We start from the raw sequence: 26,576 nt of genomic DNA, 5'->3' as shown, positions 1-26,576 counted from the left end.
ATCTACGCCGCTGGTTCTACCCGGCGACCGCTGGCAGCGACCTGAACACGACGATGCCTCAGCGATCTCCAATCTCCGTCGCCAGACCGTAAGTCTCAAGCTCATTCGGCGTCAGGATGTAGATCTCGTCCGGCGGCGTCACCAGCGCATGCTGCATGACAAGCGGATCGACCCCCATCTCGTCGAGATACCGCATCACTTCGCCCTGCCCCCGCTGGATATCCTCGACCGCCGTGAAGGCGGGCAGAACGGTGCTTTCGCCGAAATAATGCTGATGCACCCCGACCGAGGCAGAGATGTGAACCCGCCGCTCCGTCCCGGCGGCAAGGATATAAGGACAAGCCGAAAGACAGACGCCATCGGCGGTCATCTCGGTCGACAGCCTCTCGTCTCGAAGACGACGACCGATATCGAGCGCATCCAGAACCGACCCCCCCGGACTCATCAGCCGGATCGTCTCGATGGTGCCGACACGGTTCAGCTCTTCATCGAAACGGGCGGCGTCCCCCTGCTCGATCGCGCCGGTCAGCGTCAGAACATCCCCCTCTCGGTCAAAGACAAGCCGGCGCGGCAGCGGGCTCGTATCCGGTCCGGTCGTGATCCGGCGCGGCGCGTAGCGGCGGGTCTGATCGCCCGGCGCCGTCGGACGATCGAAGGTCGGCGCCTTTGACGGCGAGAGAATCGACGGCAAACGACCCAGCAGATCGGTGCTGAACATCAGGATCGCGACGCCCACCTGCAAAACCAGGATCCAGCGGATCGCCTTCTGAACGGGAGGAGCTGTGGTCGTCATGCGCTTCGGTCGGACGAGGGCAGCGGCTCGACATTGGCACCCGGCGCGGCCGCAGCGGGCGGAGTGGCTTGCCGTCGCGGCCGCTCATGGTCGTGGATCGCCTCCATGTCATGAGCGGCCTTCAGCGCGGCGCGCAGCTCGGTCAGCGTCAGCGTATCCTCGATGCTCTGCTCGCGGCGGCCCGCACGAATCGCGGCCTGCGTGATCGCAAGAATGAAAACAAGGACGGCGGGCAGAAGATCGATGGCGATGGCCCCGGCCCAGGACGGCACGAAGTTGCCTGCATAAAGGATTACCGCATCGGCGGTCGAGATCGGCGTATAGGTCGTCTCTTCTGGCTGCTCCATCGCCATCACGCCTTCGGCGGCGGCCTGCAGGCTTTCTGCGCGGGTCGACAACACACCGAGGACGCTGTCAATGGTGCGGGCCTGATCTCCCCGGTTCGCATCCGTACGCCCGTCAAGCTCCGGCAGAACTACGGAGGCATCGAGATCGGCAGCCGCACGGGCCACCAGCGGCGCGACGGAAAGTTGACGCAGCTGGGTGATAAGACCCGCAAGACGCACGGCCTCCTCGGAAAATTCCACCGACCGCTCCTCGACCGCACCAGTCCCGACGGTCAGAGACCGCATCCGCGACAGGATCTCGTTGCCTTCGATGAAGGCCTGCTCGATCAGAGGATCCTGCGCCCCGATCTGCGCCTCGAGGGCCGCGAGCTCGGCGGATTTCTGGTTGAGAACGCGGAAGACAGCGCCGCGACCCGCAAGGCCCGACAGCGACCCTTCGGCCTCCTGCTCGGAGAGATCCTGGAAACTCTGGCGCACGCGCGAGACATCGCGCTGGAGTCCCTGAGCCGTGACAGCGGTCGTATGCGCCTGTTCGAGGCTGTCCTGATAGTCGCCGATCGTCTCGGCGAGATGCTGCTCTACCGCGGCCGCCCCCGCCAAAGCCGCGGCGTTCAGCCAGGACGACATGGCGACAATCGCGACCGAGCCAAGCAACATCGAGCACAAAAGCCCGACACGAGCCCCCGCCGTCCGGACAGCGGGCAGAAGCCGCATCATGTAGGACCAGAAAACGAAGATCCCGACCGAGACGGCGACGGAGTAGGAAATCGCAGCAAAGACACTTAGCGCGCCATTGTCGTCGAGAAGGGACGAGACACCCAGATAAGTATAGATCCCCGAGGCCACGGCCAGCACGCCAAGGGCGGCACCGGTGATGCTGTCGAGCCAACTGACATGGGCCTCCAGCTCTCGGGAATAGGGCGTACTTTTCATCTCTCGCTCCTTCTAGGGCGCGGTCAGTCCAAAGTCTGCGCGGATCCGTGCGATCCGCTCTGGGTCCTCAATGCGATGAGTTTGCGCATAAGACAGCTTGCTGTCGATGGTGCCTCTGCGGGCGACCATGTTTTCTCCGTGCCCGACAAGGTACAGCGCCGCCGGAAACGGGATCGGGGTCATTTCAAGGCCGTAGTAGGCCATGCGGGCCGGAATAGCGGGATGCGCCTTCATTTCGCTTAGAACCGTCTTACTGGCGCGCGAGCGGCGAAAATCGAACCGGACCGCGTTGGACGAGCCGCAGATCCGGTTGAAGGGGATATGGCCTGGCTCGGGATCGAGCGGGGCAAGATGCCCGCCCGGCTCCTCGATCATGTAGCCGCGCTCGACATAATAGCCCGCACCGTTATCGGTGGCGTGAATATGTTCGACAACGCCAGGATGCAGAAGGTCATCGGCATCAAACTGAAAGAGATAACCGTCATCCTTTCGGATCTTCGCCGCGTGGTGGATGATGGCGCGCCGCTTGCGACCCTTGTCGAAAAAGGCGTCGGAGCCCGGATAGCGCAGGAACTGCACCTGGTCGTCAAACTCGATCCCATCCGGTTCGTCCTGCCCGCAAATGATCAGCTCCCACCGGCCCGAGGTCTGGGCGCGCATCGATGCGAGCGTCGCGGCAAGGTTGTACGAGACCGTGCCCCAATCACCCGAGCGGCTTCGCGAGACAAGTGGCATCGCAAATAGTGTGACCGGATCGCCGGAGGGTGAATCGAACCGATTTAGGCGCTGCCAAAACTGCCCTTTAACACGCATCTGCGCCGGAGTCTTGCCGCGTAGGATGGTCTTGATCGTCTTAACGGTCTTGGCCATGGCGGGCGCCTTTGTCATGTCGCCCCCGGGCGTGATGTGGCGGGCCCACACGCAACCGTGCGGTTCATTAAATTCCCGAGGACCTGTATGTACAGGTGGGCGCCAGATAACCGGACCAGGATCCGATCAGAGCCAGCTCCCTCGGAATTGCTTAAGGCCACCGGAATTTGACCGAGCACGAGAAGGGCAGAACCCGCCGCTCTCTTAGTTAGGGGGCCGTGGCCCCCGGGGCAAGGTGTGATCGAGTGTTGCGACACGGAGGCGCTTGCGCGCCACGACATGTTTCGGGCCGTCCGGCATTGACTGTGGCGCATGACGGTCAAGGCCTTGTGCCGCCCCCCACCAGCGGATTTGCATATTTGTGACAAGATGAAGAGGGAGCCGCACCCTAAAAGAAGCGGTCTGCCTGAATGAACCCGGCGGTTCGGGCCGCTTCGGCCCAGTCCCGCTCGATCGCGGTTTCGCCAATGACCAGAACGCCATCCGCCGGAAGACCCCGCGCGCGCAGGGGCGCTGCGAGGGTGACGCGCATACCAGGCCAGCTATGCGTGAAGAGCGGTGCGGCGATCCTGTCATCCAAAGGCGGGATCGGCACCTCGCCCAGCGGAAAGCCCGGCTGCACCACCGCCAGCTTGTCGCATCCGGTGAGCGCCACAAGCTTTGCCGCCCGGCTCGCGGGCAGGACATCCCCGGCGCGCAGGAGCCGCAGCGCATTGCTGGAAAAGAGGAAACCGATTACATCGCGCCCCGTGCTGGCTCGAACGCCGGCATAGGTCTTGTAGGGCAGGCCCAGCTCCTTCGCGCGGCGGACCCGCACCCGAACAACCTCCAACGGCAGCTTCGGTAGAAGATCGGCCCTGGCGCGCGTCCAGACATGCCGTCGCCAGGCTCGGCCATCCTCCATGGAAGGGCCATTGTTATGGCCGATCCCTGCGTTCATGCGACCTCTGCCAGACGCGCCACATAACGCGCGAGCGTGTCTATCTCGAGGTTGACTGCATCCCCGACCGCCGCATCGCCCCAGGTCGTGGCCTCTTTGGTATGCGGGATGAAGTTGATGCCGAACTCCGCACCCTCCACCTTGTTCACGGTTAGCGACGTGCCGTTGAGCGCGACCGACCCCTTGGGCGCAATGAACCGCGCCAGAGCCTCCGGCGCGCGCAGCGTCACCCGCGTGCTCGCCCCCTCATCCGTCATCGCGATGATCTCAGCCACGCCATCTACATGGCCCGAGACTATATGCCCGCCGAGCTCGTCCCCTACCCGAAGCGCGGGTTCGAGGTTGATGCGCTTACCCGGCGCCCAGTTGCTTTCGGCGATATTTGTCTTTTCGACCGTCTCGGCGCTGATATCGACATCAAACCAGTCGTCGCCCTTGGCCACGACCGTCAGGCAGACGCCGTCACAGGCAATCGAGGCGCCCAGATCAACGGATCCCATCTCGTAGCTAGTGCCGATCCGCGCCCTGAGATCGCCTTGACGCGTCACGTCTCGGACCTCGCCGATATCCGTCACGATCCCGGTAAACATGTGGCCATCCTCCGCCGATCCGCCCCTTTGGTAGGCCGCGGCTCGCCGAGGAGCAAGCGATCCTCTTTTGCGATAGGGAAAATTAAGGTTAAGCAGTCAAAGTCACCTCGCAATATCCGCGTTAGTTAGGCCCGTCACATTCATGCAAAGCGAGCGAAAGTTCCTTTTTCTTCAAGGCCCTCACGGCCCTTTCTTCTGGCGTCTGTCCTGCATGCTGCGCGCGGCGGGGGCTCAGGTGACGCGCGTCGGCTTTAACGCAGGCGACCGCGCTTTCTGGCATGACGCTGCAAGCTATATCGCCTTTAAGGACCGCGCCGAGGCTTGGCCCGAGCGCTTTGACAAGATCGTGGACGAGCGCGAGATCACCGATATCGTCCTTTACGGCGACGTGCGTCCGATCCACGCTCAGGCAATCGAGCAGGCCCGGGATCGCGGGCTGACGATCCACGTCTTTGAAGAAGGATATCTCCGTCCGTTCTGGGTCACATACGAGCGTGGCGGGACCAACGGTTATTCGCGTCTGATGGACATGTCCGTCACCGATATGCGCAGGGCGCTGGAAAAGGCCGACCCCGATGATCCGCCGGCTCCGGCCAGTTGGGGCGATATGCGCCAGCATATCTTCTACGGCGCGCTTTACCACACCTTCGTTCTCTTCTGGAACGGCGCTTACGCGAATTTCCAGCGCCACCGAGAATTGCCCGTGAGCGCGGAGGTCGTGCTTTATGGGCGCCGTCTTCTTTTGATGCCCTTTCACGCGCTGGGCCGGGCCCTCTCGACGGCGCGAATTAATCGCTCGGGCCACCCTTTTCACCTTGTTCTGATGCAGCTTGAGCACGATGCCAGCTTTCTCGCCCATTCCCGCTTCACCCGGATGGAGGAGTTTCTACAAGTTGTCATCGAAGGCTTCTCGGCGGGAGCGCCGCGCCATCACCATCTTGTGTTCAAGGCCCATCCCCTTGAGACGGGGCGCAGCCCGCATAGCAAGCTCATCGCCCGCATTGCCGCCGAACAGGGTGTGACGGGCCGCGTGCATTATGTTAGAGGCGGCAAGCTCGCAGGGCTGCTCAACAATGCGCGATCCGCCGTTACTGTAAATTCCACCGCCGCCCAGCAGGTGCTTCGGCGCGGAATTTCACTAAAGGTCTTCGGCGATGCCGTATACGACAAGCCGGAGTTCGTCTCCGAGCAACCGCTGGCTGACTTCTTTGCCCAGCCCAAGCGTCCAGACCGAAGCGCCTATACGGATTATCGCCTGTTCTTGCTGGAGACGAGCCAGGTTCCCGGCGGATTCTACGCCGCGCGTAGCCGCAGACCGCTTTTGCGCCAAGTGGTCGACATGATGCTGCAACCCGAAGATCCCTATGACGCGCTTGCTGCCGGGACCGCTGCGCCACGGCAACAGTTGCGCGTTGTTCCTTGAACTTTCGCCATCTTTTTGCCGAATTGACCTGCGCTTTCCCGAAATCTTTGCGACAAACGGCGCAATCGCCGGGCCGAAGACCTGCCCGCATGAAGGAGATATGTCCGTGACCGATTGCACGCGTCTGACGAAAGTCGCAGCTTGTACCGCCGCCATTCTCTCTTTGTCCGCCTGCGGACTGCCGCGTTCTGGTCCGACCAAGGCCGAACTGCTTGACGCGTCCGTTGTTGAGGGCGGGCAGGCCTATGTTGTCGCCGTCAATGACAACGTGAATGCCATCGCGTCCGTCGATCAGACGCTCGGTTTTCCTGCCTCGTTCCGGAATGCCGCCGTCGTCGGCTCCGATACGATTCGCGCAGGCGACGTACTGGGCCTGACGATCTACGAAAACGTCGATGACGGTCTTCTGGCAGCGCCAGGGCAGAACGCGGCAATCCTCAATGAGGTGCAGGTCGACGGATCAGGCTTTATCTTCGTGCCCTATGCGGGCCGAATCCGAGCGGCAGGCAACACGCCCGAGGCCGTTCGGCAGGTCATCACCAACCAACTCGGAGAACAGACGCCCGACCCGCAGGTCGAGGTGCGCCGCGTCGCCGGTGACGGCGCCGCCGTGTCCGTCGTAGGCGCCGTCACGGCGCAAGGCGTCTACCCGATCGAGCGGCCCACGCGAACGCTCTCGGGCATGCTCGCCCGCGCGGGCGGCACCGTGGTTGAACCCGAAATCACACGCGTGACCCTTTTGCGTAATGGCGAACGCGGCTCGATCTGGTTCGAGGATCTCTACAGCCAGCCCGGCAACAACATCGCTCTGCGCAACGGCGACCAGATCATCGTCGAGCAGGACACCCGCAACTACACCGCCCTAGGCGCAACCGGGCAGCAGACGCTCGTTCCCTTCGAAAAACAGACGATCTCCGCACTCGAGGCGCTGGCGCAGGTCGGCGGTCTGTCCTCCTCCATCGCGAACCCGACGGGGGTCTTCATCCTCAGACGCGAGCATGAATCCATCGCCGAACGCCTCGTCGGCGCGGATCTGCCCAGCGATCAGCGGGTCGTCTACATCATTGATCTGACCGAACCGATGGGCCTTTTCCATGCCCGCGGCTTCGACATTCGCGACGGCGATACCATCTACGTGACCGAAGCGCCCTACACCCAGTTCAACAAGGGCGTGGCCGCGCTGACCGGATCGCTTGGCGCCGTGCGCACCGTGAACCAGACCGCGACCGGTCTGGGCGGCTGACCGCGTGACCGACGCCGCCGGGCCACGGCGGCTCTACGTCTATAATGGCGGGTTTCTCACGCAATCGCGCATCCGGCGCATCCTGTCCCTCTCGGGCTGGGATGTGCGCCTCGGCAAACCTTCCGAAGGCGACTGGATCGGCGTCTGGGGGAAAAGCCCCACCTCCCCGCGCGGCGAGAAAGTCGCCGAGCTCACCGGCAATCCCATCCTTCGGGTGGAAGACGCCTTCCTGCGCTCCGTCCGCACCGGCCGCGACGGAGACGCCCCGTTGGGCCTCCATCTCGACACCAAAGGCGTCCATTTCGAGGCTGAACATCCCTCCGATCTCGAAACCCTCCTGAACGACAATCCCCTCGATGACACCTCAATCCTCGATACGGCGCGGGCGGGCATGGCGTGGATGACCGCCGGGCGCCTGTCGAAATACAACAGCCACGACCTGACGCTCACGCCGCCCGATCCCGGCTATGTCCTCGTGATCGACCAGACACGCGGGGACGCCTCCGTCGCAGGCAGCCGCGCCGATGCCAACACCTTCCGCGAGATGCTCTTTTACGCGCAGGACGATTATCCCGGCGCCCGCATCCTGATCAAAACCCACCCTGAAACTGTCGCGGGCCACCGGCAGGGCTATTTCGACTCTTCCGACGAAAGCGACCGGGTCAAGCTCATCGATGCCCCCTTCGCCCCGCAGGTCCTTCTGGAAGGCGCGATCGCGACCTACACTGTCTCCTCGCAAATGGGGTTCGAGGCGATCCTCGCAGGCCACCGCCCCGTCACTTTTGGCCAGCCGTTCTATGCCGGATGGGGCCTCACCGACGACCGCCTCCCGCTCGACCGCCTGTCCCGCCGCAAGCGGAACCTGACGCGCGCGCAGCTTTTTGCAGGCGCGATGATCCTCTATCCCAAATGGTACGACCCTTACGGCGACCGCCTCGCGACCCTCGACCAAACGCTGGCCACGCTCGAGGCGCAGTCGCGCGCCTGGCGCGAGGATCATCACGGCACCATCGCCCACGGCATCCGCCTGTGGAAACGCGCGCCCATCCGCCGCTTCCTTCACACCGGCAAGGTGCGCTTCACCGACGATCCCGGCCGCGCCATCGCCATGGCCGATCCGCCCCAACGCCTTATCAGCTGGGCCGGCAAAACCACGCCCGAACTTGAGACCGTCGGCGCCATCCGGGTCGAGGACGGCTTCATCCGCTCCCGCGGCCTCGGGGCCGAGTTGATCCCGCCTCTCTCCCTCGCCTTCGACGATCTGGGCATCTACTACGATCCCTCGCAGGAAAGCCGCCTCGAGAGGCTCATCGCCGCCAGCGAGGCCCTGAACGACACCGCCCGCGCCCGCGCGAACCGCCTGAAACACAGCCTCATCGCCGCCCGTCTGAGTAAATACAACCTCGCGGGCCAGCCGCTCCCGAACCTGCCCGAGGGCCACCGTATTCTCGTGCCCGGTCAGGTCGAGGACGACGCCTCGATCCTCAAAGGCACCGGCGCGATCCGCACCAACCGCGCCCTTCTCGAGGCGGCCCGCGCTGCCAATCCGGACGCGATCCTCATCTACAAGCCCCATCCCGATGTCGAAGCGGGCCTGCGCAGCGGCGATCTCGACGCATCCGATCTGGCCGATATCGTCACCCGCGATACCAGCCCGATGGACCTGCTCGATCACGTCCACGACGTCCACACCATGACCTCCCTCCTCGGCTTCGAAGCGCTGCTGCGCGGGATCAAAGTCACCTGCTACGGCACGCCCTTCTATGCTGGCTGGGGCCTGACGACCGACCTCGGTCCGCCCTGCCCGCGGCGCACGGCGCGGCCCGACCTGACGGGGCTGATCCACGCCGCGCTCATCGATTATCCGCGCTATCACGACCCGGTCACGAACACGGCCTGCCCGCCCGAGATCGCCCTCCAGCGACTCGCCGAATCCGAGATTCCGGCCCCCGGCCCCTTCAACCGCAGCCTCGCCAAACTCCAGGGCCTCTTCGCCAGCACCCCTTTCTGGAGGTGACACCGCTCTCGACTCAGACGCAGCGTCAGCCATTGTCCCAGCCTCGCGCCGGGACCTCTGCTCCAATCCAACTGGCTATCTGCAAAAAAGCTGCCTAGAGCGATCTGCCCCGCACCCAGCGCGCCATCACATCCCCGCCCAGCGGACGCACCTCCGCCAGCGCGAACCGCTCCGCCTCGCTCAACCAAGCGATCTCGAGCGCCCCCAGCGCCGGAACGCCTTCGGCCCCCAGCGCCAGCCCCGCCGCCATCGTCACAAGCTCATCCACCAGCCCCGCCTGCAACAGCGAAGCGGCAAGGCTCCCGCCCCCTTCGCAGAAGACCCGCGTGAGCCCGCGCTCCCCTAGCGCCATCAAGGCCGACCGCACATCCACATAGCGCCCTCGCACATCGCACGGCACACCCACCGCCCCCTGCGCGGCGAATGCCTCGGGCAGCGGATCCTCGCGCCCATGACAGACCCAGACCGGCACCTCGGCGCCCGTCCGCGCCAGCACGCCGTCCTCGGGCAACCCCGCCCGCCGCGACAGAACCACCCGCACCGGCTGCGCGCTCACACCCAGCCCCCGAACCGTCAGCGACGGATCATCAGCCCGCGCTGTCCCGCCGCCAACCATCACCGCATCGTGGCGCGCGCGCATCGCATGCACCGCCCGCCGCGCCTCGGGCCCTGTGATCCACTGGCTCTCTCCCGATCCGGTCGCGATCCGCCCATCGAGCGACATTGCCAGCTTCAGCGTCACCATCGGCCGCCCGTCGGTCAGCCGCATCAGGAATCCCGCATGATCGCGCCGCGCTTCAGCCTCCATCAGCCCGGTCTCGACCGTTACCCCCGCCTCGCGAAGCCGCGCATGGCCCCGGCCCGACACTTTGTGAAACGGATCCTCCATCGCCGAGACAACCCGCGCCACGTCCGCCTTGATCAGCGCATCCGCACAAGGCGGCACCTTCCCGTGATGCGAACAGGGCTCCAGCCCGACATAAACGGTCGCCCCCCGCGCCGCCGCGCCCGCCTGCCGCAAGGCCAGAACCTCGCCATGCGGGCCCGTCTGCCCGTCCGTCATCCCGCGCCCCACGATGCGCCCATCGCGAACGATCACGCAGCCCACCGCTGGCCGAGGCCAGACGCGCCCCAGCCCGCGCCGTCCCAAGGACAGCGCCAGCTGCATGAAACGGCGGTCGCCCGCCTGCGTCACGTCTCGTCTGCCGGATCCTCGGGACGCAGCTCGGCAACGAATTTATCGAAATCGTCAGCCGCCTGGAAGTTCTTGTAAACGCTGGCAAATCGCACATAGGCAACCGTGTCGATCCGTTGCAGCGCTTCCATAACGATCTCTCCGATCACCTTGGAATCGATATCCGTCTCGCCCATGCTCTCAAGCCGCCGCACAAGACCGGAAATCATCTGATCGATCCGCTCGGGATCGAGGGGCCGCTTCTGAAGCGCAATTCGGATAGACCGCTCCAGCTTGTCGCGGTCGAAATCCTCGCGTTTCCCGTTCGACTTGATCACCACCAGATCGCGCAGCTGCACTCGCTCATAGGTCGTGAACCGGCCACCGCAGGCCGGGCAAAACCGGCGTCTGCGGATCGCCACATGATCTTCGGCAGGGCGAGAATCCTTCACCTGAGTGTCGACATTTCCGCAAAAGGGACAGCGCATGAAAAGATACCTCGATCTTGCCCTAGGGGTCTCGGCCCCACTTATCCACATGACTATAGGAGGCCCGCCACAATTTGGGTAGATGCCAATTCCACCCCCAAAACCTTGCGTTGGCCTGACGGCAACACCGCCCTACCTGACCTGCTGAATCCCACGACATATCGGAGCTCTCCCATGTCCAAGACCCTCTTCATCACCGGCGCCTCCTCCGGCATCGGCGAGGCAACTGCCCGCGCCGCCGCCAGCGCAGGCTGGAACGTCGCGCTGATGGCCCGCAGCGCGGACAAGCTCGAGGCGCTCGCCTCCGATATCGGCGACCGGGCCCTCGCCATCCCCGGCGACGCCACCAAACTCGAAGCACAAGAGGCCGCCATGACCCTCACCGCCGAACGCTTCGGCGGGATCGACGCGGCCTATGCCAATGCGGGCACCGGTGTCAGCACACCGGGCACCGAAACCGGCGATCCGCAGGAATGGCAGGGCATGATCGACATCAACATCATGGCAATCCTCTGGACCGCCCGCGCCGCCATTCCGCATCTGAAAAAGACCAAGGGCCACCTGATTTTCACCGGCTCCGCCGCAGGCCGGATGCATATCAAAGGCTCGATCTACGGCGCCACGAAATGGTTCGTCCACGGCTATGCAGGCAATCTCGCCGAGGAGATGCGCGAGTGGGGCGGGCGCTGCACCGTCATCGCGCCGGGTATGGTCGACACCCCCTTCTTCGACGAACCGCGCCCGGACAAGCTCAAGCCCCGAGATGTCGCGGATGCCGTCTTGCACGCTATCACCGCCAATCCGCGCAATTGCGTGCGCGAAATCTTCCTGATGCCGAACGACTGACAAAGACCCCACAGTCTTTACGCGCCATGCTATACCCTAGGTCCAACCAACGGGCTGCGGACCCTTAGCGGTGCCCCGGCTCTTTCAAAAGAAGGATCGAACCATGAGTGTTGCCCGCGTCACAGAGATCTCCGCCACATCGACCGTTAGCTTCGAGGATGCCGTTAAGATCGGCGTTGACCGCGCGAACAAGACGCTACGCAACGTCGCCAGCGCCTGGGTCAAGGAACAGACGGTGCGCGTGACAGACGGAAAGATCGACCATTATCAGGTCAACTTGATGGTGACCTTCGTTCTCGAGGATTAAGCCGTAGGGCGGGGTTCACCCTGCCTACCGCTCCAACCTGACCCTATCGCAGCATCGCGACGATCTCCCGCCGCTTGGGCGCGTCGCGATGCTCGAACAGGTAAATCCCCTGCCAGGTCCCCAGCTGCATCCGGCCCCCGATTACCGGGATCTGCAAACTGACCGGCAAAAGCGCCGCCTTAATATGCGCGGGCATATCGTCGGGCCCCTCATAGGTATGGGTCAGATAGGCCATCGACGGATCCGTGGTCGGCGGCACCAACCGCGCGAAAAACGCGGCCAGATCCGTCTGTACCTCGGGATCCGCATTCTCCTGAATGAGCAGCGAACAGGAGGTGTGCCGCACGAGAAGCGTCAGCACCCCCTCGCCCTGGACAAGATCCGCTACCTGCCGCGTGACGTCGTAAAGCCCCGGCCCGCGCGTTTCGACACTTAGCGTGCGTTGCACCGGATTACTGGCTGAACCCGTCGCGGGTCAGTTGGCAGGACGTGTCATAGGATCGGGGCTGCGGGCAGGACAACGCCTGCTGCGGAAAGCTGATTGCGCGATCCTCGAAATCGATCCGGAACCCGGCCCGGCCGCGCACCCATTCGCCCTCGCCCAGAACATCCGAGAACGCATCGCAACTGCGCCCCAGATAGAGCGTCCCCGACGGAATAACCGGCTGGTTCGGCGTCAGCACATATCCATTCCGATTGCAGTTCAGCCCGTATTCGCGACCCTCGGTCGACGTATACCCGAATGCGGAGGCTGTTCCGACGATCAGCCACAAACCTGTCAGAAAGATCCGCATCTCACTGATCCAGGAAAGATCGCAGCTTACGCGACCGTGACGGATGCTTGAGCTTGCGAAGCGCCTTCGCCTCGATCTGCCGGATCCGCTCGCGCGTCACTGAAAACTGCTGGCCGACTTCCTCCAGTGTGTGGTCCGTGTTCATTCCAATTCCAAAGCGCATCCGCAAAACCCTCTCTTCTCTGGGGGTCAAGGATGCCAGAACTCTGGTCGTTGTTTCCTTCAAGTTTTCTTGAATGGCACTGTCGAGCGGCAGAACGGCGTTCTTGTCCTCGATGAAATCGCCAAGCTGGCTGTCTTCCTCGTCGCCAATCGGCGTCTCCAGAGAAATCGGCTCCTTGGCGATCTTCATCACCTTGCGGACCTTCTCCAGCGGCATCTGCAGCTTCTCGGCCAGCTCTTCGGGCGTCGGCTCGCGGCCGATCTCGTGCAGCATCTGGCGGCCCGTGCGGACCAGCTTGTTGATCGTCTCGATCATATGGACCGGGATCCGGATCGTCCGCGCCTGATCGGCAATCGACCGGGTGATCGCCTGCCGGATCCACCACGTCGCATAGGTCGAGAATTTATAGCCGCGGCGATACTCGAACTTGTCGACCGCCTTCATCAGGCCGATATTACCTTCCTGAATAAGATCAAGGAATTGCAGGCCGCGGTTCGTGTACTTTTTGGCAATCGAGATCACCAGCCGCAGGTTCGCCTCGACCATTTCCTTCTTGGCCTGACGCGCTTCCTTCTCGCCCTTCTGGACCTGCTGAACGATGCGGCGGAACTCGCTGATATCCAGACCGATATACTGACCGACCTGCGCCATGTCCCCGCGCAGCTCTTCGATCTTCTCCGTCGACCGCTCAATCAAAGCCTGCCAGCCGCGACCGGGCTTCTCGCTCATCTCACCGAGCCAGTTGGGGTCCAGCTCGCGCCCGCGATAGGCATCGACGAATTCACGCCGGTTGATCCGCGCCTGATCGGCCAGCTTCACCATCGAGCTGTCGATCGACATAATGCGCCGGTTGATCCCATAAAGCTGGTCGATCAGCGCCTCAATCCGGTTGTTATGCAGATGCAGGCTATTCACCAGCTCCACGATCTCCGAACGTAGCGTCTGATAGGTCGTCTCTTCCTTCGCCGAGAATGATGAGTCCTCGTTCAGCGTCGCCGAGATCCGCGCATCCTGCATGTCGCTCAGCTTGGCGAAGTCGCGCGCAATCAGCTCCAGCGTCTCCAGCACCTGCGGCTTGAGAGCGGCCTCCATCGCAGCAAGCGACATGTTCGCCTGCTCGTCTTCGTCGTCGTCATCGTCCTTGGCGATCGGATTGCCGTCCGCGTCGAGCTCCTGCTCTTCGGTCTTGGCTTCCCCACCCGCGGCAGGTGCAGCAGTCGCAGCGGGCGCACTCACAACGGTCTCTTCGTCGTCCTCGCCCATCTGATTGCCGAACGTGGTCTCAAGGTCGATCACGTCGCGCAGCAGAATGTCTTCGGACAGAAGTTCGTCCCGCCAGATCGTGATTGCCTGAAAGGTCAGCGGGCTTTCGCAAAGCCCCAGAATCATCGTGTTCCGCCCAGCCTCAATCCGCTTGGCGATGGCGATCTCGCCCTCGCGGCTCAGCAGCTCGACCGATCCCATCTCGCGCAGATACATCCGTACCGGATCGTCAGTCCGGTCCAGTTTTTCGCTCTCGGCGGACGATACCGCAACATCACGATTCGAGGACGTCGTCGCGACCTCGGTCGACCCTTTCTGGTCGTCGCCGTCCTCGGCTTCTTCCTCTTCGATGATGTTGATGCCCATTTCGGATAGCATCGACATCACATCTTCGATTTGTTCGGAATTCACCTGATCGGGCGGAAGCACCTGATTCAGTTGATCATAAGTGATGTAACCACGTTCTCGCGCTTCCGCGATCATCTTCTTGACGGCGGTCTGGCTCATATCGAGCGAGATATCGGCGTCAGCATTATCGGACTTGCGGTCGTCGTTGTCTTTGGCGGCCATCCGTGGCTCCTGTCACTGCACCTTCGTCAGATAGCGCGTCCTCGCTGTCCACCAAGGGCGAATCGGGTGATTCGTTGCTCCGAATCAATCGACGTCGGAGATGATTCGCAAGCGGCTGCCTGAAAGGAGTGCCCAGCTGTGACCTCCTGCCACGCTGTTGCTCTCTCAAACCGCCTGTTTATGGGTCGTTTTGCGGTCCGATCTGCTTTAGCAGCGCCTCGAACGCGCTCTTTTCATCCTTCTTGATCCGCGCTCCATTGGGCCCGGTCTGATACTCAGTTTTATCGTCGTCTCTGACACCAGCGTTTCTCATCGCTTCAGCTGATCGAGCTACTCGTCGCGTAACCTTCTCATCTGAGAAGTCAGCTATATCGTCCTCAGCCTGCCTCATCTCAAGTCGGTGTCCGCGATTTACTTCAAGTAAAGCTAGTTGCTCGGCAACGGTCATTTGCGGGATGTCGCTCTCGAGGTCTTTCTTTAAGGCTGGAAGAACCCTGACATAGGGGTCCGACCGAATTCTCGAGGAGACATGGCTTAGACCCATCTGTCCTATATTCTCCAAGATTTGCTCGTCACTGTGAGATAGATAGAGCTCAATCAAAACAGAAAGAACTTTCTGATAGTCTTCATCAGCGAATTGCATTTCCTCTAAAGTCGGTTCGAAGGTCTCCGTCAGGCCGGGGAATTTAAGCAGAACAGCTAGAATGACCGTCTCTCGTAAAAGCTCAATCTGTAATTCTGATGGAGTCTGGGCAAGGAAACTTAGCTTTGCTGCAGCAGATGCTGCACCAGATCGCTTCTTAGACCAAGCGCCCCCAGGTGCCCAGTTCTGGGGGCGAAATTCGTGATCTCGGAATTGCTTAATAGCCTGACCGTAATAAAACTTCACATCACGATCATTGATTAGTGAGATCTTGGAACGTAGGCGACGCATCAACCCAGCGCGCGCTTCTGGAGTATCTGTCGGCGCTTGTTTCAGCTCCCTATCCCAGAGCATTCGAACCATAGGGACGGTTTTCTCGCTCTCGAGAAGCGTCTGCATCGTCTCTGTGCCCTTCTCACGCAGGACATCATCGGGATCCTGCCCTTCCGGCATCAGCGCGAACCGCAGGGACTGCCCCGCCTCCAGCAGCGGCAGCGCGATATCGATCAGCCGCATCGCCGCTCGCAGCCCGGCCGTGTCTCCGTCCAAAGCGATGATCGGCTCCGGCGCAATCCGCCACAAAAGCCGCAGCTGATCTTCCGTGATCGCCGTCCCCAGCGGAGCCACCGCCCCGGTAAACCCCGCCTCGCTCAGCGCGATCACATCCATATAGCCTTCGGCGACAACAAGCGGCTGCCCCTTGCCCGCCGCCTCGCGCGCGCGACCGTGATTGTAAAGCTGCCGCCCCTTGTCAAAGAGCAGCGTCTCGGGCGAATTGAGATACTTCGCCCGCGCGTCTTTGGCCATCGCGCGCCCGCCAAAGGCAATCGCCCGCCCCCGCGCATCGCGGATCGGAAAGATGATCCGGTCCCGGAACCGGTCATAGGGATCGCCGCCCCGGTCGCTTTCGGCCGCGATCCCCGCATCGATTACATCCTGCGCCGCCATCCCCTTGCCGGTCAGCGCCGCAAAGGCCCCGCCCTGCTCGGGCGCGAAGCCGATCTCCCAGCGCTCCAGCTTGGCCGCATCGAAACCGCGCCCCTCCAGATAGGCCCGCGCCTCGGCCGCCCCCCCGGTTTTGAGCTGCAGGCGGAACCAGCGGGCCGCCTCCTCCATCACGCCCGTAAGCTCGGTCCGCCGGTCGGCCCGCGCCTGCTCCTGAGGCGAGGCCTGCGGCACCTCCATGCCCGCCTCGCCCGCAAGGATCTTCACCGCCTCCATGAACCCGACATTCTCGGTCTCGCGCACGAAGGAAATCGCATCGCCCTTCGCATGGCATCCGAAGCAGTAATAGAACCCCTTCCGGTCATCGACATGGAAGGACGCCGTCTTCTCCTGATGGAACGGACAAGGCGCCCAAAGATCCCCCTTGCCCTGATTGGATTTGCGCTGGTCCCACGCCACTTTGCGCCCCACGACCTGCCCGAGGCTCAGCCGGTTGCGCAACTCATCCAGAAATCCCGGGGGCAAGCTCATGACTGTCATTATCCGCCGCAGCCTGAGTCAAGTCGAGTCACAGAATTAGCAGCGGAAATGAGCATAATCGCAGCGCGAGCCTTCAATTTAGATAGCGCCGCAAGAAAAGGCTTTTGAGCACTCACCCGCGCAAAGCCAGCCCTTCCGAAGCTTCGCGCAGATCACCAACGAGCGTCTTCGCAAACGAGCGCATCACAAAGATCTCCACCGTTTCCTCCGACGTCCGGACGAGCATGGCGCCCGTATGCTTGACCAGCGACCGCACTACCGCGCCGGAAGGAAACGCAGACACCCGCAGATCTACCGGCACGAGCCGCGCAAGCACATCGACATGCTGCTCGCCGCAGATTTTGAGAGAGACCCAGCCGTCCGACTGGTCCACCACCGCGGCGAGCCCATCCAGATCCGCCGCCAGCGCGGGCCCGCACAGCAGCGCCTGCCCGCGCGCGAACCAAAGACATCGCGCCTCGCCCGAAGCCAGCATCCGTCCCGGCTCCGACAACCGGAGCCCATGCGTCGCCTCAAGAGCAGCACTCACAGCCTGCTCCTGACCCGCGAACGGGGAAATCCATGTCAACGCACCAGCATCGCCCACCTCGATCCGTAGACCCGCCTGATCCACGGGCAAAGCCTCGCCAAAAGGATCGGAGGCGACCAGCCTAACCACGCATCCGACCTCCCTCAGGATCGAAGAAGACCGGACCGGTCACCTCGCAAACCGTGCGGACATCGCGCAGATGATCCACCATCTCGATCACCTCGCCATGCCGCGCGCGCCCATCCGCCAGAAAACCGAGCGCTAGATCGTGCCCGAAGGTTGGCGAATATCCCGCGCTCGTCACATAGCCTGCGCTGTTCTCGCGGATCGCCTCAGCCCCTTCGGCAAACAGATGCGCCCCCGCGAGCAGCCGCCCGTCTTCTGCCAAAGGCCGCAAACCAACCAAATGCTCCCGCTCCGGCCCGTTCAGCCCGGGCCGCGCCGCCATGACCTTCCCAATACACTCCTTCTTGTCAGACACCATCCGGCCAAGGCCCAAATCAAAAGCCGTCGTCCGCCCATGTAATTCCGCATGGGTCAAAAATCCCTTCTCGATCCTCAGAACGTTCAGCGCCTCCATCCCGTAGGCGCCGCCGCCGAGCCCTTCGGACTGCGCAACCAAAAGCCGGAACAGCGCATCGCCATAGCGCGAGGGCACCGCGATTTCATAAGAATGCTCCCCCGAGAACGAGATCCGAAATAGCCGCCCTGCGACCCCGCACATCTCGACCGGTGCGCATGCCATGAACGGCAGATCGACTGGCCCAGTCAGGCTCTCCAGCACCTCCCGTGACCGCGGCCCCGCCACCGCGAACTGGGCCCACTGATCCGTCACCGACGCGAACCGGACGTTCAGATCGGGCCGCAGCACCTGCGCGGCAAACTCCATATACCGCATCACCTGCCCCGCGGCGGCGGTCGTCGTCGTCACAAGGTAATGCCCCTCGCCCAGACGGGCGCAGGTCCCGTCATCCATGACGAACCCGTCCTCGCGCAGCATCAAACCATAGCGCACCCGGCCTGCGCCGACCTCGGACATCAAATTACAATACAGAAAGTCCAGAAACGCCGCCGCGTCCGGCCCCTGCACATCGATCTTGCCCAGCGTGGAGACGTCACAGATCCCGACCGCCTCACGCACCATCCGCACCTCCCGGTCGCAGCTCTCGCGCCAGGTCGTCTCGCCCGCGACGGGAAAATACGACGGCCGATACCACAGGCCCGCTTCGATCATCGGCGCCCCCCGCGCCACGCTCGCCCGGTGCGACGTCGTAAACCGCTCGGGCGCAAAGCCGTGCCCGCGCCCGCCCGCGCCCATCGCGGCAATCGGCACCGGCACATAAGGCGGGCGGAACGTCGTCGTGCCCGTCTCGGGGATTCCCCGCCCCGTCGCATCGGCCAGCACCGCCAGCGCCAGCACGTTCGACCCCTTCCCTTGATCGGGCGCCATCCCTTGCGTCGTGTAGCGCTTCATATGCTCGACAGAGGTGAAATTCTCCTGCGCCGCCAGCCGCACATCCTTGACCGTCACGTCGTTCTGCTGATCAAGCCAGGCCCGCCCCGGCCCCTCCACCACCCAAAGCGGAGAGATCCTATAATGCCCATCGCGCGCCCGCGGCACCGCGACCGGAACGACCCGCTTGGCCAGCGCATCCAGCGCCCCCTTCGCCGCCTCAAACCCGCTCGCAAGGCAGCCCGCCGTCGAAAAGACGCCGCCTGCCGCGCCCGCAACGCGCATCCCCGGGATCGCGTCCTCTTGCGGAATGAAGGACTGGATCGCCTCGTCCCAGACGGGCCGCCCATTCATATGGCAGGTCAGATGCACCGCCGGGTTCCACCCGCCCGACACGCAAAGGCAATCCGCACGAACTTCGCGCAGACCGCGCACCGTGGCGATCCGCACCCGCTCGAGGCCGCGCCGCCCCGTCGTGCCGACGACCTGCGCCCCGGCATGAACGGCAAAGGGCTGCCCCTCCGCCGCCCGCTCCGGTTCCGCCCGGCTGTCATAAACCGCCGGATCCGCCCCGGCATCCACCAGATCCGAGGCGACGTCATAAAGGCTGTCGTTATTGCCGAACAGAACCACCCGCTGCCCCGGCAGCGCCGCCCAACGATTGGCATAGGCCTGCACCGCGCCCGCCATCATGATCCCGGGCCGGTCATTGTCCGGAAACGCAATCCCGCGCTCCAACGCGCCCGCACACAGCACCGCCTGCTTGGCCGCGATCCGCCAAAAGCAATCGCGCAGCCCCTGCGCCCGGTGCCGCTGAACCCGTTCGAGCGCGCCAAAGGTCCCCTGATCATAGGCCCCCGTGACGGTCGTGCGTGTCATAAGCCGCACATTCGGCATCGCCGCAAGCCGCGTGACGGCGCCCTTGGCCCACTCCGCCCCCGGCTTGCCATCGACCTCCTCGCGGACCGCCAAAAGCCGCCCGCCCATCCGGTCATCCTCATCGGCAAGGATCACATCCGCCCCCGCCTCGGCCGCTGTCAGAGCGGCCATCAACCCCGCCGGACCGCCGCCGATCACCAACAGATCGCAAAAGGCGAACGCCGTCTCGGATCGCCCCGGATCCGCCTCGCCGGACAAGGCACCAAGCCCCGCTGCCCGCCGGATCACCGGCTCGTACAGACCCTCCCAAAAGGCGCGCGGCCACATGAACGTCTTGTAATAAAACCCCGCCGCCAGCATCGGAGCCAGCGCGTCATTCACGCTCATCGCGTCCCAGCGCAGCGACGGCCAGGCATTCTGGGAGCGCACCTCGAGCCCGTTAAAGACCTCCTGCACCGTCGCCCGCACATTCGGCTCGCGCGCCGCGCCCTCGCCCACGGTCACCAGAGCGTTCGGCTCCTCCGAGCCTGCCGTCACGATCCCGCGCGGCCGGTGATATTTGAAAGACCGCCCGACCATCCGCACGCCCGCCGCAATCAGCGCCGAGGCAACGGTATCGCCCTGATAGGCATCGATATCCCGCCCATCGAACCGGAACCGCAACGGGAGCCCCCGGTCGATCAGCCCGCCACCCGCCAGCCTCATTCCGCCAGCTCCACGCCGTAGATCTCATGCGTGACCGTATCGCGCTCCACGATCAGCCAAGCCCCGCAGCCCGCCTCGTGAAACCACCAATCCCGCACCCGCCCCGCCGGGTTCTCCCGCAGATGCACGTAACTGTCCCACGCCGCCGGATCGTCCGCCTCAGGCCGCTCCAAAGCGGCGCCCTGATAATAGAACTCTCGCCGGTCGCGCTCGCCGCAGAGGGGGCAAGTCAGCCGCATCGTCTAATTCCTCAGACACACGATCGGATCGACCCGGTAAAGGCGATAAGTCGCTGGATCCGCGCCCGCGTGAGACAGGTCGGCCAAGTGATCGCATTGATCGTCAAGCCCCAAGCTGAACGTCGTCGAAACAGAGATATCGATTTGATCATCCGTCCGGGCGACAATCTCAAAGCCTCCCTGATCTGGACAGCTTTGAACGCAAGTCGCGGGCGGATCAAAGCTGGGGCAATAGGCGGATCCCAGGACGATCTTGTTGGAATGGCCTTCCCGCCAAAGATGAGGGCTATTTCCCAAACGCGCGATCACCCGAACTGATCCGCCTGTTTGGGAAAGCGGCAGAACATCGACCACAAGAACGGCGACATCTTGCTCTAGTCTCCTCTCCAGATCCGCTTTTTCATACGCACGGGCAAAGCAGCCCTCAAACAAACCAGATCTCTGCTCTGCCGCAGCGAACGAACAGATCATCCCGAAAACCGCCGCGCTCGGACCGATCATGCTGCGCATCTGCCCTCCTTTACTTCCAGAATCCATCCATACACCGCACAGCCACCATCTCTTCCATCCACCGCAAACCGCTCAGCGTTCGTCATACCAGAACCCCTCGCAGGCCGCGTCCGCGACCTGAAACAGACGATATGTGACCGGATCGCCCTCCGCTTCGGCCAGGATAGAAGTGCCGCCGCAATCGTCATGTCGACCGATGGTCAGACTCTCCGTCCGGATCTCGAGGATCCCGTCCTCCTGCCGGAGGATGTCGAACGTACCCCCATCGCATTCCACACCGCAGCCCGTGGCACCATTGCGCTCCCAACACAGCAGCGATTGCGACAGAACTCTCCCGCCGAACCCGTCCTTCACCGCATGCCCCTGATCGGCAAAGACCGCCTCGATCTCGGCCCCGGAAAAGGAGGAGCTGCCGATATCATCTCCAAGCCGCAGCCGCATCGCGGCGACCACCTGATCCGGGTTCTCCGCCAGATGCCGCTCGCCATAGACGCGAACGTAGCATCCCGGCTCCGGAAGCGCTCCCGCAGACCCGGCACAAAGGCCCACACTAATGCAGATTATGCTGCGCACCCGTACCCTCCTCGTCCATCAGCCCCACGCCGTCCCGAAACCGGTCCAGCCGGAACCGCGCGGCGACCTCGTGGGGCTGCCCCGTCGCCATCAGGTGGGCGAACACGTTCCCCGACCCCGGCACCGCCTTGAAGCCGCCATAGCACCAGCCGCAATTGAGATAGAGCCCCTCAATCCCCGTCCGGTCGATAATCGGCGAGCCATCGGGCGTCATGTCCATGATCCCGCCCCAGGATCGCAGAACCCGCGCCTTGCCGATCATAGGCATCAGCGTCATCCCGGCCTCCATCACGTGTTCCTTCATCGGCAGGTTCCCCCGCGCCGCATAGGACGCGTAGAAATCCAGATCGCCGCCGAAGACGAGCCCGCCCTTGTCCGACTGACTTATATAGAAATGCCCCATCCCGAAGCTGACTACGTGGTCGATCACCGGCTTCAGCCCCTCGGTCACGAAGGCCTGCAGCACGTGGCTCTCGATCGGCAATCGCATCCCGGCCATCGCCGCCACCTGCGATGACCGCCCCGCAACCACAATCCCGACCTTGCCGGCCCGGATCGCCCCGCGCGAGGTCTGCACCCCCGTCACCCGGCCGCCCTCGACATCGATCCCCGTCACCTCGCAGTTCTGGATCAGATCGACGCCCAGCGCATCGGCACCCCGCGCATAGCCCCAGGCCACCGCATCATGCCGCGCCGTGCCGCCCCTCGAATGGTAAAGCCCGCCATAGATCGGAAAACGCCCCTGCTCGAAATCGAGGTAAGGTAGCATCTCCCGCACCCCCTCTCGGTCGAGCAATACAGCATCGTCGCCCTGATTGATCATCGCATTCCCGCGCCGCGCAAAGGCATCGCGCTGCCCGTCCGAATGGAAGAGGTTGATCAGCCCCCGCTGTGAATGCATGACGTTGTAGTCCAGCTCTCCCTCGAGCCCCTCCCACAGCTTGAGCGAATGGGAATAGAACTCCGAATTGCCCGGCAGGAAATAATTGGCCCGCACGATCGTCGTATTCCGCCCGACATTGCCGCCGCCCAGATAGCCCTTCTCGAGCACCGCGATATTAGTCAGCCCATACTCGCGCGCGAGATAGTAGGCGGTCGACAGCCCATGTCCTCCGCCGCCGATGATGACGGTGTTATAGGCATCCTTCGGCTCGGGATTACGCCAGACGGGACCCCAGCCGCGCTGCCCGCGCAGACCCTCCCGAATGACTCTCCAGCCGCTATAGCGCATTACCATCTCCCTCTCACAAGAAACCTAGACAGCAGCGCCGAGGAAATACAATCGACCTGCGACATGAGACGTCGGTTCTTGCATCAGACTTCGTCCTATCCAGATCGTCAAAACGACATGCCTCAGAAGACGGCGGCAAACGCATCACTATATCCTTCAGCCCAGGATCGACCTTTGCGTCCGGCCGATGGGCGCTCAAATCACGGTCGTGATGCATCCTTGAAATTCTTGCCGATACAGAGCGAGACATGAGGGCAGGAAATTGCCAAGGCTTTCTCTAACGTCTCAGTGAAGGCAGAAAAAACCCGCATACTCCCGAATTGGCGGATCTGATCTCATCACGCGAACTGTGATGGCTCTTGCCACGAGAGCGCGCTAAACCAATGACAAGAAGCCTTTTGCGGACCAGACCGATGAGCAACATATCGCCTTTTAATATCCTGATCATCGCGCAGAAGGGGCGTCTGCAATACGAGGCAATCCTCTTCGCGGCATCCTTAAAGAAAGCAGCCCCAAAATTCCCGGGCCGTTTGATCGTAGGGGAGCCGCAACCGGGTCCGCTCTGGGAGCAGGATCCTCGTATCGAAACCGAACCGCGGAAGCTGCTGGAAGAACTGGGCGCTGAAATCCGCCCGTTTGAGTCCCGCTATTTTGGCGGAACCTATCCTTACGGCAACAAGATCGAGGGCCTTTCGGTTCTGCCCGAAGGCGAGCCGTTTATCTTTTTCGACACCGACACGCTGATCCTAAAGGATCCAATGACGCTCGATATCGATTTCGCAAAACCGACCGCGTCGCTCAGACGCGAAGGCACTTGGCCCGTGCCCGAGCTTTACTGGCCGGGATATACGGCGATCTGGAAGAGCCTCTACGACCGGTTCGAGCTTGATTTCGAAAGCTCACTGGACCCCGATCAACCCGACGAGTTCTGGCGGCGCTACCTTTACTTCAATGCCGGCTGGTTCTTCTTCGAAGATCCTGTCGCCTTCGGCGATCTTTATCTCAGCATGGCGCTATCGGTTCGCGACGACACACCAAAGGAGATTGAGCTCCAGCCGCTCAAACCCTGGCTTGATCAGATCACCCTCCCGCTTGTGATCCACGCGCTGGGTGGTGGACGCGAAGGGCCGCACGAGCAGTTGGACGGAAGCCATAGTTGCCACTGGCGCTCTTTGCCGCTTCTCTATGCGCGTGAGAGTGATGCGGTGGTCAAGCAATTGCATGATATTGCGATGCCTCATCGCCTGAAGAAAGTCCTCAAGGAATACGATCCCTTCAAGCGGACGATCTACCAGGAGCGTGGCGAAAAGGCGCGCGCGCTGTTCGATCAGTCGGCATTGCCTCGTAAAGAGCAGGATATCCGCGCCCGATTGCGCCGCGAGGGACTTTGGATGAGGTAGTTGTCCCTCTTTGCCTTTCTAAATATCCCCGCCGGAGGCTCCTGCAACTGCCTCCTTCCGACGATCCGATCCCAGCGAGATTATGCGCCGCCCGCATTCTTAAGAGGAATGCGCCGTTAGGCGCTCAATGCTCGAACACCCTCTCGAGATCAGGAAAACCCTTCACCTCGATCGGATTTCCGGACGGGTCGTGAAAGAACATCGTCCACTGCTCCCCAGCCTCGCCCTGAAACCGCACCTGCGGCTCCAAAATGAAGGACATCGTCTCGCCCTTGAGGCGCTCAGCGAGCGCCTGCCAGTCCGCCAGATCCAACACCACACCGAAATGCGGCATCGGTACATCGACCTCACCCACCCTGCCCGTCGCGGCGACACGAAAAGGCTCGCCTAAATGAAGGCTGATCTGATGACCGAAAAAATCGAAATCGACCCAGGTAGGCGTACTGCGTCCTTCGGCGCATCCCAGGACACGTCCATAGAAATCCCGCGCCACGTCTAGGTCGGTCACATGAAAGGCAAAGTGAAACGGCGTCGGCATCGCAGGCTCCTTGAGGATGGCGGAACGGTTGAGCCACCGTCCCGCCTGATCTAGACACGAAAGCCAGGGCACGACCAGCCTCTCCGGCCCGATCCCATAAGGGCCCCCATCGATGAAGGATCTCCTATGCCAGATGACGCCAGCCAGACCGGCCCCTCCTACGGCTTTGACACGCTTCAAATCCATGCCGGTGCCCGTCCGGACCCTGCAACCGGCGCGCGGCAGACGCCCATTTACCAGTCGACAGCCTTCGTCTTTCGCGATGCCGATCACGCCGCCGCGCTCTTTAACTTGCAGGAGGTCGGCTATATCTACTCGCGTCTGACCAATCCTACGATCGCCGTCCTTCAGGAGCGCATCGCAACGCTCGAAGGCGGCGTGGGCGCGGTTTGCTGCTCGTCCGGGCATGCCGCCCAGATCATGGCGCTCTTTCCGCTGATGTCGCCGGGCAAGAACATCATCGCATCGACCCGGCTTTATGGCGGAACGGTCACACAGTTCACCCAGACGATTAAACGCTTCGGATGGTCCGCCAAATTCGTCGATTTCGACGATATGGAGGCCGTCAGGGCGGCGGTCGACGATGATACGCGAGCGATCTTCTGCGAAGGGATTGCCAATCCGGGCGGCTACATCACTGACCTGCGCGCCGCTGCTGATGTCGCCGATGCCAATGCGATCCCTCTGATCGTCGATAATACTTCTGCCACGCCCTATCTGTGCCGCCCGATCGAACATGGCGCTGCGCTGGTCGTGCATTCGACCACCAAATATCTGACCGGGAACGGAACGGTGACCGGCGGCGCGGTCGTCGATAGTGGAACATTCGACTGGGCAGCCTCCGGCAAGTTTCCGTCGCTGAGCGAGCCTGAGCCTGCCTATCACGGCCTCAAATTCGCCGAGACCTTTGGACCGCTCGCCTTCACGTTTCACGGCATTGCCATCGGGCTGCGCGATCTGGGAATGACGATGAACCCGCAAGGCGCCCATTACACCCTTATGGGAATGGAGACATTGTCGCTTCGGATGGAGCGGCACGTGGAGAATGCAGTCAAGATCGCCAAGTGGCTGGAGGCCGATCCGCGCGTCGATTACGTGACTTATGCAGGTCTCGAAAGCTCGCCCTATTTCAGCCGGGTCAAATCCGTTTGTCCAAAAGGCGCAGGGGCTCTGTTCACCTTCGCTGTCAAAGGGGGCTATGATGCCTGTATTAAGCTGATCGACAGTCTCGAGATCTTCAGCCACGTGGCCAATCTCGGCGATACGCGCAGCCTAATCATCCATTCGGCCTCCACGACCCACCGCCAGCTCGACGCCAATCAGCAACGGGCGGCGGGCGCCGATCCAGAGGTCGTGCGTGTCTCGATCGGGATCGAGGATGCCGACGATCTGATCGCCGATCTCGACCAGGCGCTCGCCAAGGCAACGGCCTAAGAGAAGCGCTCCGGCAGACTGTCTTTCCGGAGCGCGATCCTATCGAGAGCCATGCCCCTATCTGGCGGCCAGCCCGCGGGAGACGACCGGCAGGCTTTCGCCCGATGCAAAGGCACCGTCTTTCCTCCGCCCCGGCACTGGGATATCAAATCAGAATAGGGACGGACCTTCTGGGGCAGGGTTCGGGAATAAACGG

General features: G+C 62.7%; 25 protein-coding genes. 7 read left to right on the top strand and 18 right to left on the bottom strand.

Annotated elements, in window-relative coordinates; translation table 11 throughout:
• Positions 1-58 precede the first annotated feature (58 nt).
• From AAD018_RS12735 to AAD018_RS12715, 5 genes are all read right to left on the bottom strand, one after another.
• Complete coding sequence (locus AAD018_RS12735; RefSeq protein ID WP_367314465.1) at positions 59-793, bottom strand: COG3904 family protein; 735 nt, start codon at positions 791-793, stop codon at positions 59-61.
• Entirely contained in the window at positions 790-2,073 is a 1,284-nt protein-coding gene (locus tag AAD018_RS12730; RefSeq protein WP_367314464.1) for a hypothetical protein, read from the bottom strand. Before AAD018_RS12730 ends, AAD018_RS12735 begins: the two co-directional genes overlap by 4 nt.
• A 12-nt stretch (positions 2,074-2,085) precedes the next feature.
• Positions 2,086-2,943 (bottom strand): glycosyltransferase family 2 protein, encoded by an 858-nt coding sequence (locus AAD018_RS12725; RefSeq protein ID WP_367314463.1) that lies wholly within the window; start codon positions 2,941-2,943, stop codon positions 2,086-2,088.
• Between the two features lie 388 nt (positions 2,944-3,331).
• Positions 3,332-3,847, bottom strand: coding sequence for a hypothetical protein (locus tag AAD018_RS12720; protein ID WP_412005269.1), 516 nt, complete (start codon positions 3,845-3,847; stop codon positions 3,332-3,334).
• A gap of 32 nt (positions 3,848-3,879) precedes the next feature.
• Positions 3,880-4,473 (bottom strand): riboflavin synthase, encoded by a 594-nt coding sequence (locus AAD018_RS12715; protein ID WP_367314461.1) that lies wholly within the window; start codon positions 4,471-4,473, stop codon positions 3,880-3,882.
• A gap of 142 nt (positions 4,474-4,615) precedes the next feature.
• Here AAD018_RS12715 and AAD018_RS12710 point away from each other — a divergent pair, with 142 nt between their 5' ends.
• The 3 genes from AAD018_RS12710 to AAD018_RS12700 all read left to right on the top strand — a co-directional run bounded on the left by AAD018_RS12710 (position 4,616) and on the right by AAD018_RS12700 (position 9,156).
• Positions 4,616-5,896 (top strand): capsule biosynthesis protein, encoded by a 1,281-nt coding sequence (locus AAD018_RS12710; RefSeq protein ID WP_367314460.1) that lies wholly within the window; start codon positions 4,616-4,618, stop codon positions 5,894-5,896.
• A gap of 106 nt (positions 5,897-6,002) precedes the next feature.
• Entirely contained in the window at positions 6,003-7,139 is a 1,137-nt protein-coding gene (locus AAD018_RS12705; RefSeq protein ID WP_412005268.1) for a polysaccharide biosynthesis/export family protein, read from the top strand.
• 4 nt (positions 7,140-7,143) lie between these two features.
• Positions 7,144-9,156, top strand: coding sequence for a capsular polysaccharide biosynthesis protein (locus AAD018_RS12700; protein ID WP_367314458.1), 2,013 nt, complete (start codon positions 7,144-7,146; stop codon positions 9,154-9,156).
• 94 nt (positions 9,157-9,250) lie between these two features.
• Here AAD018_RS12700 and ribD read toward each other — a convergent pair whose 3' ends face one another.
• Positions 9,251-10,324, bottom strand: coding sequence for a bifunctional diaminohydroxyphosphoribosylaminopyrimidine deaminase/5-amino-6-(5-phosphoribosylamino)uracil reductase RibD (ribD, locus tag AAD018_RS12695; protein ID WP_412005277.1), 1,074 nt, complete (start codon positions 10,322-10,324; stop codon positions 9,251-9,253).
• 23 nt (positions 10,325-10,347) lie between these two features.
• Positions 10,348-10,818, bottom strand: a complete 471-nt coding sequence (gene nrdR, locus AAD018_RS12690) for a transcriptional regulator NrdR (RefSeq protein ID WP_367314456.1) — start codon at positions 10,816-10,818, stop codon at positions 10,348-10,350.
• Between the two features lie 174 nt (positions 10,819-10,992).
• On the opposite strand from nrdR, the gene AAD018_RS12685 reads away from it, so the two are divergent.
• Together AAD018_RS12685 and AAD018_RS12680 are read left to right on the top strand one after the other, a co-directional pair.
• Entirely contained in the window at positions 10,993-11,664 is a 672-nt protein-coding gene (locus AAD018_RS12685; RefSeq protein WP_367314455.1) for an SDR family oxidoreductase, read from the top strand.
• A gap of 103 nt (positions 11,665-11,767) precedes the next feature.
• A complete protein-coding gene (locus tag AAD018_RS12680; RefSeq protein WP_367314454.1) occupies positions 11,768-11,971 on the top strand; it encodes a dodecin family protein in 204 nt (67 codons plus the stop codon).
• A 43-nt stretch (positions 11,972-12,014) separates the two neighbouring features.
• Here the strand turns inward: AAD018_RS12680 and AAD018_RS12675 are convergent, their stop codons facing one another.
• The 10 genes from AAD018_RS12675 to AAD018_RS12630 form a co-directional block, all read right to left on the bottom strand.
• On the bottom strand, positions 12,015-12,419 hold the full coding sequence (locus AAD018_RS12675; protein ID WP_367314453.1) for a secondary thiamine-phosphate synthase enzyme YjbQ: 405 nt from the start codon (positions 12,417-12,419) through the stop codon (positions 12,015-12,017).
• 4 nt (positions 12,420-12,423) lie between these two features.
• Positions 12,424-12,765 (bottom strand): hypothetical protein, encoded by a 342-nt coding sequence (locus AAD018_RS12670; protein WP_367314452.1) that lies wholly within the window; start codon positions 12,763-12,765, stop codon positions 12,424-12,426.
• Between the two features lies 1 nt (position 12,766).
• Positions 12,767-14,761, bottom strand: a complete 1,995-nt coding sequence (gene rpoD, locus AAD018_RS12665; RefSeq protein ID WP_367314450.1) for an RNA polymerase sigma factor RpoD — start codon at positions 14,759-14,761, stop codon at positions 12,767-12,769.
• Between the two features lie 178 nt (positions 14,762-14,939).
• Complete coding sequence (dnaG, locus tag AAD018_RS12660; protein ID WP_367314449.1) at positions 14,940-16,880, bottom strand: DNA primase; 1,941 nt, start codon at positions 16,878-16,880, stop codon at positions 14,940-14,942.
• A 121-nt stretch (positions 16,881-17,001) separates the two neighbouring features.
• Positions 17,002-17,547, bottom strand: a complete 546-nt coding sequence (locus AAD018_RS12655; RefSeq protein WP_367314448.1) for a sarcosine oxidase subunit gamma — start codon at positions 17,545-17,547, stop codon at positions 17,002-17,004.
• Entirely contained in the window at positions 17,540-20,455 is a 2,916-nt protein-coding gene (locus AAD018_RS12650; RefSeq protein WP_367314447.1) for a sarcosine oxidase subunit alpha family protein, read from the bottom strand. The genes AAD018_RS12655 and AAD018_RS12650 overlap by 8 nt, the downstream gene beginning before the upstream one ends.
• On the bottom strand, positions 20,452-20,694 hold the full coding sequence (locus tag AAD018_RS12645; RefSeq protein ID WP_367314446.1) for a sarcosine oxidase subunit delta: 243 nt from the start codon (positions 20,692-20,694) through the stop codon (positions 20,452-20,454). The genes AAD018_RS12650 and AAD018_RS12645 overlap by 4 nt, the downstream gene beginning before the upstream one ends.
• A gap of 3 nt (positions 20,695-20,697) precedes the next feature.
• Complete coding sequence (locus AAD018_RS12640; protein ID WP_367314445.1) at positions 20,698-21,204, bottom strand: hypothetical protein; 507 nt, start codon at positions 21,202-21,204, stop codon at positions 20,698-20,700.
• 72 nt (positions 21,205-21,276) lie between these two features.
• Positions 21,277-21,777 carry a hypothetical protein gene (locus tag AAD018_RS12635; protein WP_367314444.1) on the bottom strand — a complete coding sequence of 167 codons (501 nt, stop codon included), beginning with the start codon at positions 21,775-21,777 and terminating at the stop codon, positions 21,277-21,279.
• Positions 21,755-23,008 carry a sarcosine oxidase subunit beta family protein gene (locus AAD018_RS12630; protein WP_367314443.1) on the bottom strand — a complete coding sequence of 418 codons (1,254 nt, stop codon included), beginning with the start codon at positions 23,006-23,008 and terminating at the stop codon, positions 21,755-21,757. The genes AAD018_RS12635 and AAD018_RS12630 overlap by 23 nt, the downstream gene beginning before the upstream one ends.
• A 413-nt stretch (positions 23,009-23,421) precedes the next feature.
• Between AAD018_RS12630 and AAD018_RS12625 the strand changes: the two genes are divergently transcribed.
• Positions 23,422-24,408, top strand: a complete 987-nt coding sequence (locus tag AAD018_RS12625; protein WP_367314442.1) for a hypothetical protein — start codon at positions 23,422-23,424, stop codon at positions 24,406-24,408.
• 124 nt (positions 24,409-24,532) lie between these two features.
• On the opposite strand, the gene AAD018_RS12620 is transcribed toward AAD018_RS12625, so the two are convergent.
• Complete coding sequence (locus tag AAD018_RS12620) at positions 24,533-24,946, bottom strand: VOC family protein (RefSeq protein ID WP_367314441.1); 414 nt, start codon at positions 24,944-24,946, stop codon at positions 24,533-24,535.
• Between the two features lie 126 nt (positions 24,947-25,072).
• Between AAD018_RS12620 and AAD018_RS12615 the strand changes: the two genes are divergently transcribed.
• Entirely contained in the window at positions 25,073-26,380 is a 1,308-nt protein-coding gene (locus AAD018_RS12615; protein ID WP_367314440.1) for an O-acetylhomoserine aminocarboxypropyltransferase/cysteine synthase family protein, read from the top strand.
• Positions 26,381-26,576 lie beyond the last annotated feature (196 nt).

Origin of the sequence: Aestuariibius insulae (assembly GCF_040783535.2) — a bacterium.
GTDB classification, from domain to species: Bacteria; Pseudomonadota; Alphaproteobacteria; order Rhodobacterales; family Rhodobacteraceae; genus Aestuariibius; species Aestuariibius insulae.
This window is presented reverse-complemented; position numbering and strand designations above follow the sequence as displayed.

What these genes read in the sequence shown, in the direction of transcription:
- AAD018_RS12735 (WP_367314465.1), bottom strand. Translation starts at nt 793, where the DNA reads ATGACGACCACAGCTCCTCCCGTTCAGAAGGCGATCCGCTGGATCCTG.
- AAD018_RS12730 (WP_367314464.1), bottom strand. Translation starts at nt 2,073, where the DNA reads ATGAAAAGTACGCCCTATTCCCGAGAGCTGGAGGCCCATGTCAGTTGG.
- AAD018_RS12725 (WP_367314463.1), bottom strand. Translation starts at nt 2,943, where the DNA reads ATGGCCAAGACCGTTAAGACGATCAAGACCATCCTACGCGGCAAGACT.
- AAD018_RS12720 (WP_412005269.1), bottom strand. Translation starts at nt 3,847, where the DNA reads ATGGAGGATGGCCGAGCCTGGCGACGGCATGTCTGGACGCGCGCCAGG.
- AAD018_RS12715 (WP_367314461.1), bottom strand. Translation starts at nt 4,473, where the DNA reads ATGTTTACCGGGATCGTGACGGATATCGGCGAGGTCCGAGACGTGACG.
- AAD018_RS12710 (WP_367314460.1), top strand. Translation starts at nt 4,616, where the DNA reads ATGCAAAGCGAGCGAAAGTTCCTTTTTCTTCAAGGCCCTCACGGCCCT.
- ribD (WP_412005277.1), bottom strand. Translation starts at nt 10,324, where the DNA reads ATGCAGCTGGCGCTGTCCTTGGGACGGCGCGGGCTGGGGCGCGTCTGG.
- nrdR (WP_367314456.1), bottom strand. Translation starts at nt 10,818, where the DNA reads ATGCGCTGTCCCTTTTGCGGAAATGTCGACACTCAGGTGAAGGATTCT.
- AAD018_RS12685 (WP_367314455.1), top strand. Translation starts at nt 10,993, where the DNA reads ATGTCCAAGACCCTCTTCATCACCGGCGCCTCCTCCGGCATCGGCGAG.
- AAD018_RS12680 (WP_367314454.1), top strand. Translation starts at nt 11,768, where the DNA reads ATGAGTGTTGCCCGCGTCACAGAGATCTCCGCCACATCGACCGTTAGC.
- AAD018_RS12670 (WP_367314452.1), bottom strand. Translation starts at nt 12,765, where the DNA reads ATGCGGATCTTTCTGACAGGTTTGTGGCTGATCGTCGGAACAGCCTCC.
- rpoD (WP_367314450.1), bottom strand. Translation starts at nt 14,761, where the DNA reads ATGGCCGCCAAAGACAACGACGACCGCAAGTCCGATAATGCTGACGCC.
- dnaG (WP_367314449.1), bottom strand. Translation starts at nt 16,880, where the DNA reads ATGAGCTTGCCCCCGGGATTTCTGGATGAGTTGCGCAACCGGCTGAGC.
- AAD018_RS12650 (WP_367314447.1), bottom strand. Translation starts at nt 20,455, where the DNA reads ATGAGGCTGGCGGGTGGCGGGCTGATCGACCGGGGGCTCCCGTTGCGG.
- AAD018_RS12645 (WP_367314446.1), bottom strand. Translation starts at nt 20,694, where the DNA reads ATGCGGCTGACTTGCCCCCTCTGCGGCGAGCGCGACCGGCGAGAGTTC.
- AAD018_RS12640 (WP_367314445.1), bottom strand. Translation starts at nt 21,204, where the DNA reads ATGCGCAGCATGATCGGTCCGAGCGCGGCGGTTTTCGGGATGATCTGT.
- AAD018_RS12630 (WP_367314443.1), bottom strand. Translation starts at nt 23,008, where the DNA reads ATGCGCTATAGCGGCTGGAGAGTCATTCGGGAGGGTCTGCGCGGGCAG.
- AAD018_RS12625 (WP_367314442.1), top strand. Translation starts at nt 23,422, where the DNA reads ATGAGCAACATATCGCCTTTTAATATCCTGATCATCGCGCAGAAGGGG.
- AAD018_RS12620 (WP_367314441.1), bottom strand. Translation starts at nt 24,946, where the DNA reads ATGCCGACGCCGTTTCACTTTGCCTTTCATGTGACCGACCTAGACGTG.
- AAD018_RS12615 (WP_367314440.1), top strand. Translation starts at nt 25,073, where the DNA reads ATGCCAGATGACGCCAGCCAGACCGGCCCCTCCTACGGCTTTGACACG.